Annotated in this window: 12 protein-coding genes; all 12 read left to right on the forward strand. The window is 62.7% G+C overall.

Annotated features, from left to right (window positions below):
• Window positions 1-27: 27 nt before the first annotated feature.
• The 12 genes from ABB30_RS11820 to nuoN all read left to right on the forward strand — a co-directional run bounded on the left by ABB30_RS11820 (window position 28) and on the right by nuoN (window position 13997).
• Window positions 28-780, forward strand: a complete 753-nt coding sequence (locus tag ABB30_RS11820; protein WP_057638520.1) for an NADH-quinone oxidoreductase subunit C — start codon at window positions 28-30, stop codon at window positions 778-780.
• Complete coding sequence (locus tag ABB30_RS11825; RefSeq protein ID WP_057638521.1) at window positions 777-2084, forward strand: NADH-quinone oxidoreductase subunit D; 1308 nt, start codon at window positions 777-779, stop codon at window positions 2082-2084. Before ABB30_RS11820 ends, ABB30_RS11825 begins: the two co-directional genes overlap by 4 nt.
• An 82-nt stretch (window positions 2085-2166) precedes the next feature.
• A complete protein-coding gene (gene nuoE, locus ABB30_RS11830) occupies window positions 2167-2694 on the forward strand; it encodes an NADH-quinone oxidoreductase subunit NuoE (RefSeq protein WP_057638522.1) in 528 nt (175 codons plus the stop codon).
• A gap of 5 nt (window positions 2695-2699) precedes the next feature.
• Window positions 2700-4037, forward strand: a complete 1338-nt coding sequence (gene nuoF, locus ABB30_RS11835) for an NADH-quinone oxidoreductase subunit NuoF (RefSeq protein ID WP_057638523.1) — start codon at window positions 2700-2702, stop codon at window positions 4035-4037.
• Window positions 4034-6277 (forward strand): NADH-quinone oxidoreductase subunit NuoG, encoded by a 2244-nt coding sequence (gene nuoG, locus ABB30_RS11840; RefSeq protein ID WP_057638524.1) that lies wholly within the window; start codon window positions 4034-4036, stop codon window positions 6275-6277. Before nuoF ends, nuoG begins: the two co-directional genes overlap by 4 nt.
• Complete coding sequence (nuoH, locus tag ABB30_RS11845; RefSeq protein WP_057638525.1) at window positions 6274-7368, forward strand: NADH-quinone oxidoreductase subunit NuoH; 1095 nt, start codon at window positions 6274-6276, stop codon at window positions 7366-7368. Before nuoG ends, nuoH begins: the two co-directional genes overlap by 4 nt.
• Before the next feature lie 3 nt (window positions 7369-7371).
• Window positions 7372-7860: an NADH-quinone oxidoreductase subunit NuoI gene (gene nuoI, locus ABB30_RS11850; protein ID WP_057638526.1), complete on the forward strand. Its 489-nt coding sequence runs from the start codon at window positions 7372-7374 to the stop codon at window positions 7858-7860.
• A gap of 12 nt (window positions 7861-7872) precedes the next feature.
• Complete coding sequence (locus ABB30_RS11855; RefSeq protein ID WP_057638527.1) at window positions 7873-8526, forward strand: NADH-quinone oxidoreductase subunit J; 654 nt, start codon at window positions 7873-7875, stop codon at window positions 8524-8526.
• Window positions 8526-8831, forward strand: coding sequence for an NADH-quinone oxidoreductase subunit NuoK (nuoK, locus tag ABB30_RS11860; RefSeq protein ID WP_057638528.1), 306 nt, complete (start codon window positions 8526-8528; stop codon window positions 8829-8831). The genes ABB30_RS11855 and nuoK overlap by 1 nt, the downstream gene beginning before the upstream one ends.
• A gap of 7 nt (window positions 8832-8838) precedes the next feature.
• A complete protein-coding gene (gene nuoL, locus ABB30_RS11865; RefSeq protein WP_057638529.1) occupies window positions 8839-10974 on the forward strand; it encodes an NADH-quinone oxidoreductase subunit L in 2136 nt (711 codons plus the stop codon).
• Window positions 10975-10993: 19 nt separating this feature from the next.
• A complete protein-coding gene (locus tag ABB30_RS11870) occupies window positions 10994-12502 on the forward strand; it encodes an NADH-quinone oxidoreductase subunit M (RefSeq protein WP_057638531.1) in 1509 nt (502 codons plus the stop codon).
• Between the two features lie 34 nt (window positions 12503-12536).
• Complete coding sequence (gene nuoN / locus ABB30_RS11875) at window positions 12537-13997, forward strand: NADH-quinone oxidoreductase subunit NuoN (protein ID WP_057638532.1); 1461 nt, start codon at window positions 12537-12539, stop codon at window positions 13995-13997.
• Window positions 13998-14198 lie beyond the last annotated feature (201 nt).

The following is a 14198-nucleotide window of genomic DNA, read 5'->3' on the forward strand; positions in this document are numbered from 1 at the left end:
CCCCCTTACAAGAGCACGCCAAGCCCCATGGCACAGCAAGCCTCCTCCTTCATCGACCGACTTGAAGCGCGTTTCGCCGGCGCACAGGTCAGTGTGGTCGAACCGCGTGGCGAAGTGACCCTGGATGTGGCGGTGGCCGAGTGGCTGCCGACCTGCCAGGCGTTGCGTGACGAGCTGGGTTTTGAACAGCTGATCGACCTGTGTGGTGTTGACTACATGGGTTATGGCGACGCCGAATGGGATACTTCGGACGTTTCCTCCTCCGGTTTCAGCCGCGGCGTCGAAGGCCGCGGCGTTGGTCGTTTTGGCTGGGGCGAAACGCCGCAGCGCGAAACTGCCGATGGCCCGGAAACGATGGAACTGCCGTCGCGTCGTTTCGCCGTGGTTGCCCAGCTGCGTTCGCTGCAGCACAACCTGATCCTCACCGTGCGCACCTATGCGCCGAACGACGGCCTGCCGGTGGTTGCCTCGCTGTGCAACGTCTGGCCGGGCGTGAACTGGTTCGAGCGTGAAGCGTTCGACCTGTACGGGATCCTGTTCGAAGGCCACCCGGACCTGCGTCGCATCCTGACCGACTACGGCTTCATCGGCCATCCGTTCCGCAAGGACTTCCCGCTGATCGGCAACGTCGAAGTTCGCTACGACGAGCAAAAGCAGCGCGTGGTCTACGAGCCGGTGACCTCGGTCGAGCCGCGAGTCGGCGTGCCGCGCGTACTGCGCGACGACGCCCGTTTTGCCACCGCTGCCGGTGAGCGTGCCCAGCAGGAGGCAGCCAAGTGAGCGAGATCCTTCAGGCCTCCAAGGCCTTTGCCAGCAATGCTGCCGAAGACCGCCAGGAGATCCAGAACTACACCATGAACTTCGGTCCCCAGCATCCGTCCGCGCACGGTGTGCTGCGACTGATTCTGGAAATGGACGGCGAAACGATCATTCGTGCCGATCCGCACATCGGTCTGCTGCACCGTGGCACCGAGAAGCTGGCAGAATCCAAGCCGTTCAACCAGTCGATCGGTTACATGGATCGCCTGGATTACTGCTCGATGATGTGCAACGAGCACGCCTACGTACGCGCGATCGAAAACCTGATGGGGATCGAGGCGCCGGTGCGTGCGCAGTACATCCGCACCATGTTCGACGAAATCACCCGTATCCTGAACCATCTGATGAACATCGGTACCGGTGCATTGGATCTGGGTGCCATGGCCGTGATGCTGTACGCCTTCCGCGAGCGCGAAGAGTTGATGGACTGCTACGAGGCCGTTTCCGGTGCCCGTATGCACGCCGCCTACTACCGCCCGGGCGGTGTCTACCGCGACCTGCCCGATGCCATGCCCAAATACAAGGAATCGCGTTGGCACAAGGGTTCGGCGCTGAAGAAGCTCAACGCCGCCCGCGAAGGCTCGCTGCTGGACTTCCTGGAGAACTTCACCCAGGAGTTCCCCAAGCGAGTGGACGAATACGAGACCCTGCTGACCGACAACCGTATCTGGAAGCAGCGTACCGTCGGTATCGGCATCGTTACCCCGGAACAGGCCAAGGCCTGGGGCATGACCGGTGTGATGCTGCGCGGTTCGGGCATCGAATGGGATCTGCGCAAGAAGCGTCCCTACGCTGCCTACGCCAACATGGATTTCGACATCCCGGTGGGTGTGGAAGGTGACTGCTACGACCGTTACCTGTGCCGCGTGGCTGAAATGCGCCAGTCCAACCGCATCATCGCCCAGTGCGTGAAGTGGCTGAAGGCCAATCCGGGCCCGGTGATCGTCGACAACTTCAAGGTCGCGCCGCCCAAGCGCACCGAGATGAAGGACGACATGGAAGCGCTGATCCATCACTTCAAGCTGTTCAGTGAAGGCTACAGCGTGCCGGCCGGTGAAACCTATTCGGCCGTGGAAGCGCCCAAGGGCGAGTTCGGCTGCTACCTGGTCAGCGATGGCGCGAACAAGCCGTTCCGTGTGCACCTGCGTGCACCGGGCTTTGCCCATCTGTCCTCGATCGACACCTGCGTCAAGGGCCACATGCTGGCCGACGTGGTCGCCATGATCGGTACCTACGATCTGGTGTTCGGCGAGGTCGACCGGTGAACCCGGTCAACAAGAACCTGCTGGCCGGCGCTTGCGCCGGCTTGGCTATTGGCTTTATCGATTTTGCATCTGAGGTCGGCTGATGAAGGCGACAGGAAATTTCGAGGCGGCGCGCGACGTCGACCCGATGGTGGTGTTGAGCGAGAAGACCCGCGCACACATCGATCACTGGCTGAGCAAGTTCCCGCCGGACCGCAAGCGTTCGGCGGTACTGCAAGGGCTGCATGCAGCCCAGGAACAGAACAATGGCTTCCTGACCGACGAGCTGATCGCCGGCGTTGCCAAGTATCTGGACCTGCCGCCGGTGTGGGCTTACGAGGTTGCCAGCTTCTACTCGATGTACGAGCTGGAGCCGGTCGGCCGTCACAACGTGGCCTTCTGCAACAACATCAGCTGCTGGCTCAATGGCGCCGACGATCTGATCGCGCACGCCGAGAAGAAGCTGGGCTGCAAGACCGGTGAGTCCACCGCCGACGGCCGCATCTACCTCAAGCGCGAGGAAGAGTGCCTGGCCGGCTGTGCCGGTGCACCGATGATGGTCATCAACGGCCACTACCACGAGCGTCTGACCAAGGAAAAGGTCGATGCCCTGCTGGACGGTCTGGAGTAAGCGCCATGGCACACCACGAAACCCTCGGGCCGGTGGGCCCGGCGCCGCAGCCGCACAACGTGGTCTACACCACGTTGCACTTCGACAAGCCCTGGTCCTACGAGAACTACGTCAAGACCGGCGGTTATGAAGCGCTGCGCAAGATCCTGAGTGAAAAGATTGCCCCGGCCGACGTGATCGAGATGGTCAAGGCCTCCGGTCTGCGTGGCCGCGGCGGTGCGGGCTTCCCGACCGGCCTGAAGTGGTCCTTCATGCCCAAGGGTGATGTGCAGAAGTACATCCTGTGCAACTCGGACGAATCCGAGCCGGGTACCTGCAAGGATCGCGACATCCTGCGCTACAACCCGCATTCGGTGATCGAGGGCATGATCATTGCCTGCTACGCCACCGGTTCGGACACGGGCTACAACTACATGCGTGGCGAGTTCCACCATGAGCCCTTCGAGCATTTCGAGGAAGCGCTGGCCGAAGCACGTGCCAATGGCATGCTGGGCAAGAACATCCTCGGTTCGGGCATCGACATTGAAGTGCATGGTGCCCTGGGCGCCGGCGCCTACATCTGTGGCGAGGAAACCGCCCTGATGGAGTCGCTGGAAGGCAAGAAGGGCCAGCCGCGCTACAAGCCGCCGTTCCCGGCCAACTTCGGCCTGTACGGCAAGCCGACCACGATCAACAACACCGAGACCTATGGTTCGGTGCCGGCGATCGTGCGCAACGGTCCGGAATGGTTCAAGGGCCTGTCCAAGTCCAACAACGGTGGCCCGAAGTGCTTCTCCGTGTCTGGCTGCGTCCAGCACGGTGGCAACTTCGAGGTGCCGCTGGGCACCACCTTCAACGAGCTGCTGCAGATGGCCGGTGGCCTGAAGCCGGGCCGCAAGCTGAAGGGTGCCATCCCCGGTGGTGTGTCCATGCCCGTGCTGACCGCAGCCGAACTGGAAAACCTGCCGATGGATTACGACACCATCCGTGCCCTGGGTTCCGGCCTGGGTTCGGGCGCGATCGTGGTGCTCGATGACAGCGTGTGCTGCGTCAAGTTCGCCCGTCGCATCAGCCAGTTCTTCCACAAGGAATCCTGTGGCCAGTGCACCCCGTGCCGTGAAGGTACCGGCTGGATGCACCGCATGCTGCAACGCATTGTCGATGGCAAGGCCACGATGGAAGACCTGCATCAGCTCAAGACGGTGGCCGGCCAGATCGAAGGCCACACCATCTGTGCATTCGGTGAAGCGGCCGCATGGCCGATCCAGGGGTTCCTGCGTCAGTTCTGGGACGAATTCGAGTACTACATCGTCAACGGTCATTCGATGGTTGACGGCAAGAAGGTGGAGGCTGCTGACGCATGAGCGCGCAACCGGTAAACACAAGCGTGCCGCCGGATCACGTGACCATCGAGATCGATGGTCGCGCCTTGGTCGTGCCCAAGGGTTCGATGATCATCCATGCCGCCGACAAGGCCGGCATTCCGATTCCGCGTTTCTGCTACCACGAGAAGCTGTCCATTGCGGCCAGCTGCCGTATGTGTCTGGTGGACGTGGAAAAGTCGCCCAAGCCGTCGCCGGCCTGCGCGACCCCGGTCATGGATGGCATGAAGGTCCATACCCGCAGTGAGAAGGCGCTGAAGTTCCAGCGTTCGGTGATGGAGTTCCTGCTGGTCAACCACCCGCTGGACTGCCCGATCTGTGACCAGGGCGGCGAGTGCGAACTGCAGGACGTGTCGCTGGGCTACGGCCGCAGCGTCAGCCGCTTCAACGAGCGCAAGCGCGTGGTGGCCGACGAGGACATGGGCCCGCTGGTCGCCACCGAGATGACCCGCTGCATCCAGTGCACCCGCTGCGTGCGCTTCACCGATGAAATTGCCGGTACCCAGGAGCTGGGCGGCATGTACCGCGGTGAAAACCTGCAGATCGGCACCTACGACGGCAAGCCGCTGACCACCGAGCTGTCGGGCAACGTGATCGACGTCTGCCCGGTCGGCGCGCTGACCAACAAGGTGTTCCAGTTCAAGGCCCGTCCGTGGGAACTGACCTCGCGCGAGTCGCTGGGCTACCACGATGCGCTGGGCTCCAACCTGCTGCTGCACGTGCGTCGTGGCGAAGTGCTGCGCACCGTGCCGCGCGAGAATGTGCAGGTCAACGACTGCTGGCTGTCTGACCGCGACCGTTATTCGCACCAGGGCCTGTACAGCGCCGACCGCGCTGATGTGCCGCTGAAGAAGGTCAATGGCGAGTGGGTGGAAATCAGCTGGGCCGATGCCCTGGCCGAAGCCACCGCGATCCTGTCGGCCAACAAGGGCGATGACCTGGGCGTGCTGGTCCATCCGTCCACCTCCAACGAGGAGGGCGCACTGCTGGCCCGCCTGGCCAAGGGCCTGGGCAGCAGCAACATCGACCACCGCATCAACCAGCGTGACTTCTCCGATGCTGCCGTTGCCGAAGCCTTCGGCATGCCGGTGGCAGAAATCGACAAGGCCGCGCAGATCGTGGTGTTCGGTTCGAACATCCGTCACGAAGTGCCGCTGCTGCACGCCCGCGTGCGCAAGGCCCAGGTCGACAACGGCGCCCGCGTGCACGTGGTCAACCCGGTCGATTTCGACTTCGCCTTCAACACCGCCAGCAAGCAGGTCGTGCTGCCGTCGCAGCTGGCCGATGCCCTGGGCAATGCCGAGCTGCGCGCCGCTGTGGCCGCTGCCAACGGCAATGCCGTGGTGCTTGTCGGTGCGATTGTTGAAAACCATCCGCAGGCTGCCCAGCTGCGTCGTGCCGCCGCCGAGTTTGCCGCGGCCACCGGCGCCCGTCTGTGCCGCATCCCGCAGGGTGCCAACGCACTGGGTCTGACCCGCGCCGGCGTGCTGCCGGCCGGCAAGGACGCCGCGGCGATGCTGTCCGCACCGCGCAAGGCTTATGTGCTGTACGGCATCGAGCCGGGTCTGGACTTCGCCGATACCGCCACTGCCCTGAAGGCGCTCAATGCGGCCAAGGTCGTGGCCTTCAGCCAGTTCGCCTGCACCTCGACCCGTAATGTCGCCGACCTGATCCTGCCGATCGGTGCGCTGCCGGAAATCGACGCCACCCTGACCAACCTGGACGGTCGCGAGCAGTCGGCGCGTGCCGGCGGCAAGCTGGCTGGCCAGGCCCGTGAAGGCTGGCGCGTGCTGCGTGCCATCGGTGGTGAACTGGCCGTTGCCGGTTTCGAGTTCACCGATCTGGCCGGCCTGCGTGCCAGCCTGGCACCGGTCACGGTGCAGGTGGCTGCTTCGGCTGCCGCCACTGCCGCGGCCCTGGCTGATGGCTACGAAGTGGTGGCCACCACGGGTATCTACCGCGGTGATGCGGTGGTGCGTCGCGCCAGCGCGCTGCAGGCCCATCCGCTCAATGCTGGCCCGCGTGTCAGCCTGAGCCCGGCTGATGCGACCCGCCTGGGTCTGGTCACCGGCCAGATGGCCAAGGTCGGTTCCGATGCCGGTCGTGCCACCTTGCAGGTTGTGGTGGACTCGCGCGTGGCCGCGGGTTCGGTCTGGATTGAATCGGGCCACGGCGCAACCGCGCCGCTGGGTGCCGCACGCGTGACGGTGGTGGCTGCATGAACGAGTTGCTGTTGAATAATGTGGCCGGTCCGCTGGGCGACTGGTTCGCCTCGCTCGGCCCGATCGGTGCACTGGTCTGGATCGTGCTGAAGATCCTGCTGATCGCCGTGCCGGTGATCACCGCGGTGGCCTTCTACGTGCTCTGGGAGCGCAAGCTGATCGGCTGGATGCATATCCGCCACGGGCCGATGTACGTGGGTGGTGGTCTGCTGCAGACCTTCGCCGACGTGTTCAAGCTGCTGTTCAAGGAGCTGGTGCAGCCGACCAACGCACACAAGGCAATGTTCATCATTGCCCCGTTGCTGACCCTGGCGCCGTCCTTCGCTGCATGGTCGGTGGTGCCGTTTGACACCCAGGTCGTGCTGTCCAACGCCAACGTCGGCCTGCTGTACCTGCTGGCGATGACCTCGCTGGGCGTGTACGGCGTGATCCTGGCCGGTTGGGCATCCAACTCCAAGTACGCCTTCCTCGGTGCCATGCGTTCGGCCGCCCAGGTGGTGTCCTACGAAATCTCGATGGGCTTTGCCCTGGTCGGTGTGATGATCGCCTCCGGTTCGTTGAACCTGTCGGCCATCGTCCAGGCCCAGAGCGGCAATGCCGGCCTGTTCGAGTGGTACTGGCTGCCGCTGCTGCCGATGTTCGTCATCTACTGGGTCTCCGGTGTTGCCGAAACCAACCGCGCGCCGTTCGACGTGGTGGAAGGTGAGTCGGAAATCGTTGCCGGCCACATGGTCGAATACTCCGGCGGTGCCTTTGCACTGTTCTTCCTGGCCGAATACGCCAACATGATCCTGGTCAGCTTCCTGATCTCGATCTTCTTCATGGGCGGCTGGCTGAGCCCGATCCAGGGCATGGTCAATGCCGACATCTCGCCGTGGATCAACTGGATCTGGGACGGTGGTTGGCCGTGGCTGTTCCTGAAGGTGTTCTTCTTCGCCAGCTCGTTCATCTGGTTCCGCGCCAGCTTCCCGCGCTTCCGTTATGACCAGATCATGCGTCTGGGCTGGAAGGTGTTCATCCCGCTGAGCATTGTCTGGATTGCGGTGACTGCGCTGATGGTCTTCTTCGGCGTGATCGAAAAGGGCGTTTGATTCATGAACAAGATCACCCATTACTTTAAAAGCCTGCTGCTCCTGGAGCTGATCGCCGGCCTGTGGCTGACCTTGAAGTACACCTTCAAGCCGAAGTACACGCTGATGTATCCGATGGAGAAGTTCCCGCAGTCCCCGCGTTTCCGCGGCCTGCACGCCCTGCGCCGTTACCCCAACGGCGAAGAGCGCTGCATCGCCTGCAAGCTGTGCGAAGCGGTCTGTCCGGCTCTGGCCATCACCATCGATTCGGACAAGCGCGAAGACGGCACCCGCCGTACCACCCGCTACGAAATCGATCTGTTCAAGTGCATTTTCTGCGGCTTCTGTGAAGAGTCCTGCCCGGTCGATTCGATCGTGGAGACACACATCATGGAATACCACTTCGAAAAGCGCGGTCAGAACATCCTCACCAAGTCCAAGCTGCTGGCCATCGGCGATCGTTTCGAAAACGAAATTGCCGAGCGCCGTGCTGCTGACGCTGCCTACCGCTAAAGGCCTGGAAACATGGATTGGGTAAATATTCTCTTCTGGATTTTCGCGGCCATCGCCGGTGCTTCGGCACTGGCCGTGATCAGCGTGCGCAACCCGGTGTATTCGGTGTTGTTCCTCATCCTCACATTCTTCTCGGTGGCCTGTACCTGGTTGCTGGTCGGTGCCGAGTTCCTCGGCGTGACCCTGGTGCTGGTGTATGTGGGCGCGGTGATGGTGTTGTTCCTGTTCGTGGTGATGATGCTGGACATCGACACCAAGAACCTGCGTGAGGGTTGGGTGCGCTATCTGCCGGTCGGGGCCCTGGTGGCCATCGTCATGCTGGTGCAGATGGTTGCCCTGATCGGTGTCAAGGCCCGTGCGGTGACCCCGTTCCCGGCCGACAACGCCGCGGCCATCGCCGCCGATCAGTCCAACATCACCTGGCTGGCCCGCAGCCTGTACACCGAGTACCTGCTGCCGTTCGAGTTCGCTGCGGTGATCCTGACCGTGGCCGTGGTGGCTGCCGTGATGCTGACCCTGCGTCGTCGTGAAGGCGTCAAGAGCCAGAACGCCGGTGAGCAGACCATGGTCAAGGCGGCCGACCGCATGCGCATGGTCAAGATGGCTGTTGAAACTCCGGAAGTGCACACCGCACGCAAGCCGGCGGATGCCGAGGAGGGCAACTGATGATCACCCTGGGACACATGCTCGGCCTGGGCGCGGTGCTGTTCTGCATCTCGCTGGCCGGTATCTTCCTGAACCGGAAGAACATCATCGTGCTGCTGATGTCCATCGAACTGATGCTGCTGTCGGTGAACATCAATTTCGTGGGTTTCTCGCGTGAGATGGGTGATACGGGCGGTCAGCTGTTCGTGTTCTTCATCCTCACTGTCGCCGCCGCCGAGGCCGCCATTGGCCTGGCAATCCTGGTGACCCTGTTCCGTACCCGCCGCACCATCAATGTCGGCGAAGTCGATTCGCTGAAGGGCTGATCCACAGATGGATATCACTCTCTCCAAGAATCTGTTGATCGCAGTGGTGCTTGCACCGCTGTTCGGCAGCATCATCGCCGGCCTGTTCGGTCGTCAGGTAGGTCGCCGCGGCGCCCAGTACGCCACCATCGGTGGCGTGATGCTCAGCTGCGCCCTGTCCATCTACACCTTCTACCAACTGCTGTGGGGTGGTGCGAGCCCGTTCAACGAGAACGTCTACACCTTCTTCCAGGTCGGCAACTACGCCGCCCACGTTGGCTTCATGGTCGACAAGCTGACCGCGATGATGATGGTCGTGGTCACCTTCGTGTCGCTGCTGGTGCACATCTACACCATCGGCTACATGGAAGAAGATCCGGGCTACCAGCGTTTCTTCAGCTACATCTCGCTGTTCACCTTCTCCATGCTCACCCTGGTGATGAGCAACAACTTCCTGCAGCTGTTCTTCGGCTGGGAAGCGGTGGGTCTGGTGTCCTACCTGCTGATCGGCTTCTGGTTCAAGCGCCCGACCGCGGTGTTTGCCAACCTGAAGGCGTTCCTGGTCAACCGCGTGGGTGACTTCGGCTTCCTGCTGGGTATTTCCGGCATCCTGCTGGCCTTCGGCACCCTGGACTACGGCACTGCCTTCGCCCGTGCCGGCGAAAGCGGCCTGACCATGGCACAGCTCAAGCACGTCTGGCCGTCGCTGGCCGAAGGTGGTTCGATCCTGGCTGCCATCGGTGAGTGGTCGCTGATCACCACCATCTGCATCTGCCTGTTCATCGGTGCCATGGGCAAGTCGGCCCAGGTTCCGCTGCACGTGTGGCTGCCGGACTCGATGGAAGGACCGACCCCGATCTCGGCGCTGATCCATGCCGCGACCATGGTGACTGCCGGTATCTTCATGGTCACCCGCATGTCGCCGCTGTTCGAGCTGAGCCCGACGGCGCTGGAGTTCGTGCTGTTCATCGGCGCCACCACGGCCTTCTTCACCGGCCTGATCGGCATCGTGCAGAGTGACATCAAGCGCGTGGTTGCCTATTCGACCCTGTCCCAGCTCGGCTACATGACCGTCGCCCTGGGTGTGTCGGCCTATTCGGCTGCCGTGTTCCACCTGATGACCCACGCCTTCTTCAAGGCCCTGCTGTTCCTGGGCGCCGGCTCGGTGATCATCGGCATGCACCACGAACAGAACATGTTCAAGATGGGTGGCCTGCGCAAGTACATGCCGCTGACCTTCATCGGCATGTGGATCGGTACCCTGGCCCTGGTCGGTACGCCGTTCTTCTCCGGCTTCTACTCCAAGGACACCATCATCGAGGCCGCGGCGCTCAACGCCCACGCCGATGGCGCTTCCTGGGTGGCCACCTACGGTTACTGGGCTGTGCTGGGCGGCGTCATCGTCACCTCGTTCTACAGCTTCCGCCTGCTGTTTTTGACCTTCTACGGCAAGGAGCGCTTCCGCGACAACCACCACGATGACCACGGCCACGATGCCCACCATGACGACCACGGTCACCATGGCGCACACGAGCCGCACGAGTCGCCGTGGGTGGTGACCCTGCCGCTGATGCTGCTGGCGATCCCGTCGATCTTCATTGGCTTCTTCACCGCCGGCCCGATGCTGTTCGGTACCGACTGGCAGGGCCATGCACCGGCCTCGCTGATTCCAGGCCAGGTCATGGGCTTCTTCACCGGCATCGTTGACTTCGCCGATCCGGCCCGCGACACCGTCGCCAAGGTGGGCGCCGAGTTCTGGCACGGTGCGGTCAACTACGCGCTGCACGGCATGATGATGCCGGCCTTCTGGCTGACCGTCGCCGGCTTCGTCCTGGCCTGGGTGATGTACATCGCCAAGCCGGAACTGGCCACCGCTGCGCGCAAGACCTTCGCTCCGGTGATCTACGTGCTGGAAAACAAGTACGGCTTCGACAAGCTGTGGATCGACGGCTTTGCCGGCGGCAGCGTCAAGCTGGGCAAGGCTTCCCGTGCGGTGGATACCGGTCTGGTTGACGGTGTGATGGTGAATGGTTCGGCCAAGCTGGTGGAGTTGTTCTCCAACCTGCTGCGTCGCACCCAGTCCGGCTACCTGTACCACTATGCGTTCGCGATGATCATCGGCCTGATTGCCCTGCTGGGCCTGCTGATGCATTACTGGCGCTGACAAGATGGAAATGACTGACGTGTCCAACTGGCCCCTTCTCAGTGTCCTTATCTGGCTGCCGATCATTGGCGGCGGCCTGATCCTCGCCCTGCGCAACGCGCAGGCCGCCCGCTGGGCGTCGGTCGGCGTTGCCGCGCTGACCTTCGTCCTCAGTCTGGGCCTGCTCACCGGCTTTGACGCCACCAACCCGGGTCTGCAGTTCATCGAGCAGCGCGCCTGGATCCCGGCTTTCGACATCGGCTACAACCTGGGCGTGGACGGTATTGCCATCGCCCTGGTCCTGCTGACCACCCTGGTCGGCCTGCTCGCCCTGATCGGCGCCTGGGGCGTGATCGGCAAGCGGGTCAACCAGTACGTGGCCGCCTTCCTGATCCTGGAAGGTGTGACCGTGGGCATCTTCGCGGCAACCGACGCGATGCTGTTCTACGTGTTCTTCGAAGCCATGCTGATCCCGATGTTCCTGATCATCGGTGTGTGGGGCGGCCCGCGCCGCATCTACGCGGCAATGAAGTTCTTCCTGTACACCTTCCTCGGCTCGGTGCTGATGCTGGTGGCCCTGGTCTACCTGTACATGAAGGGCGGCAGCTTCCAGCTGGTCGACCTGTACGCACTGCCGCTGAGCGCCACCGAGCAGACCTGGATCTTCTTTGCCTTCCTGATCGCCTTTGCGGTCAAGGTGCCGATGTTCCCGGTCCACACCTGGCTGCCCGATGCCCACGTGGAAGCCCCGACTGCCGGTTCGGTGATCCTGGCCGCCATTGCCCTGAAGATCGGTGGCTACGGCTTCCTGCGCTTCAACCTGCCGATCGTCCCGGACGCTTCGCAGGAATGGGCATGGTTGGTGATCGCCCTGTCGCTGGTGGCCGTGGTCTACATCGGCCTGGTCGCCCTGGTCCAGGACGACATGAAGAAGCTGGTGGCGTATTCGTCGATCGCCCACATGGGTTTTGTCACCCTGGGCATCTTCATCGTGCTGCACCTGGTGCGTGAGTCCGGCAACCTGGATGCGGCCCGTCTGGCCCTGCAGGGTGCAATGGTGCAGATGATCAGCCACGGCTTCGTCTCCGGTGCCATGTTCACCTGTATCGGTGTCCTGTACGACCGCATGCACACCCGCCGGATCGCCGATTACGGCGGTGTGGCCAACGTGATGCCGTGGTTTGCCGTGTTCGCCATGCTGTTCTACATGGCCAACTCCGGCCTGCCGGGTACCAGTGGTTTCGTCGGTGAGTTCATGGTCGTGCTGGCCACCTTCCAGTACAACCCGCTGGTTGCCTTCGTTGCCGCCACCACGCTGATCTTGAGTGCCGGTTACACCCTGTGGCTGTACAAGCGCATCTTCTTCGGTGAAGTGGCCAACAGCCACGTGGCCGAACTGAAGGACATCAATGGCCGTGAATGGCTGGTGCTGGGCGTGTTTGCCTTCTTCACGCTGGCAGTGGGCCTGTATCCGAAGCCGTTGACCGACTTGATGGAACCGTCCATTGCACAGCTGGCCATGCAGATCGCTGCCAGCAAGCTGCCGTGATCGGCCCCAAGTGAATTGATTCCAGGATTTGATGATGACAACGCCGACCCTACCGCCGATGTCCGTTGCTGATCTGGCGCCGCTCGCTCCCGAGCTGGTGCTGATCGGCGGCGCCTTCGCCTTGATGATTGCAGACCTGTTCATCAGCAACCGCAACAAGGTGTGGACCCACCTGTTGTCGGTACTGGTACTGGCCGTGGTCCTGTTCATGCTTGCCACCGGTACGGGCGGGCAGGGCGAAGTGCTCAACGGCATGTTCGTCCGTGATACCGCTGCCGATGTTATGAAGGCGGTGATCGTGCTGGTGACCGGGATGACCCTGGTCTATGGCTTCAGCTACCTGCGCGAACGCAACCTGTTCCAGGGCGAGATTCCGGTCCTGATCCTGTTCGCCACCGCGGGCATGATGGTGCTGGTGTCCTCGGGCAACCTGCTGATGGCCTACCTGGGCCTGGAACTGCTGGCGCTGTCCTCCTATGCGCTGGTGGCCTCCAACCGCGAAAGCGGCCTGTCCTCCGAAGCGGCGATGAAGTACTTCATCCTCGGTTCGCTGGCCTCCGGCCTGCTGCTGTACGGCATGTCGCTGGTCTACGGTGCCACCGGCACCCTGGATCTGTCCGATCTGAACGCAGCCATCGCCACCTCCGACGAGGGCGTGCTGCTGATGACCGGTGCGGTGTTCATGATCGCCGGTGTGGCCTTCAAGCTCGGCGCGGCCCCGTTCCACATGTGGCTGCCGGACGTGTACCAGGGTGCCCCGGCACCGATCGCCATGTTCATCAGCTCGGCTCCCAAGCTGGCTGCATTCGGCATGGCCTACCGCCTGCTGGAGCAGGGCGTCGGTTCGCTGTCTGACCAGCTGCAGCTGATGCTGGCCGGCCTGGCCGCACTGTCTCTGATCATCGGCAACCTGATGGCCCTGGCCCAGACCAACCTCAAGCGCATGCTGGCCTTCTCCACCGTTTCGCACATCGGCTTCCTGCTGATGGGCATTGCCGGTGGTGGCAAGGACGGTTATGCCGCCGCCATGTTCTACGGCATCACCTATGCGCTGATGTCCACCGCCGCCTTCGGTGCGATCATCGTGCTGTCGCGCAAGGGCTTTGAAGCCGAGTCCATCGATGACTTCAAGGGCCTGAATGCCCGCAATCCGTGGATGGCCGGCATGGTGTTGTGCATCATGGCCTCGCTGGCCGGTGTGCCGCCGCTGCTGGGCTTCTTCTCCAAGATGTTCGTGCTCAGCGCCGCGGTCAACGGTGGCCTGCTGTGGCTGGCCCTGCTGGGCGTGATCGCTTCGGTGGTCGGTGCGTTCTACTACCTGCGCGTGATCAAGGTCATGTACTTTGACGAGCCGGTGGGCGAGCCGATGCCGGCCAACGACGACCGTGCCGTGGGCATCCTGTTCGGTGTCAATGCCCTGGCCCTGCTGGCCCTGGCCCTGGCTTTCAACCCGATCATGGCCTGGTGCCAGAAGGCATTTGCCCATCTGGCGTAATTAGGGCTTCCCTAACGCGTTAAGTTGGTGTAATATTTGCCTCACATTGAAGCAAGGCGCGCCCATCCGGGCCGCACTTGCACTGCCAGCGGAGACGCTGGCGGCAAGCTGAGCCACCTGCCAGGGTGGGGTGCTTGGGATTCATCGGCCAGGGTGACCTGCCGGGTGGTCCGCCAAAAGATTCTGTTGCGGGGTGGAGCA

The organism is Stenotrophomonas ginsengisoli (assembly GCF_001431485.1).
In the GTDB taxonomy this organism is placed as follows: Bacteria; Pseudomonadota; Gammaproteobacteria; order Xanthomonadales; family Xanthomonadaceae; genus Stenotrophomonas; species Stenotrophomonas ginsengisoli.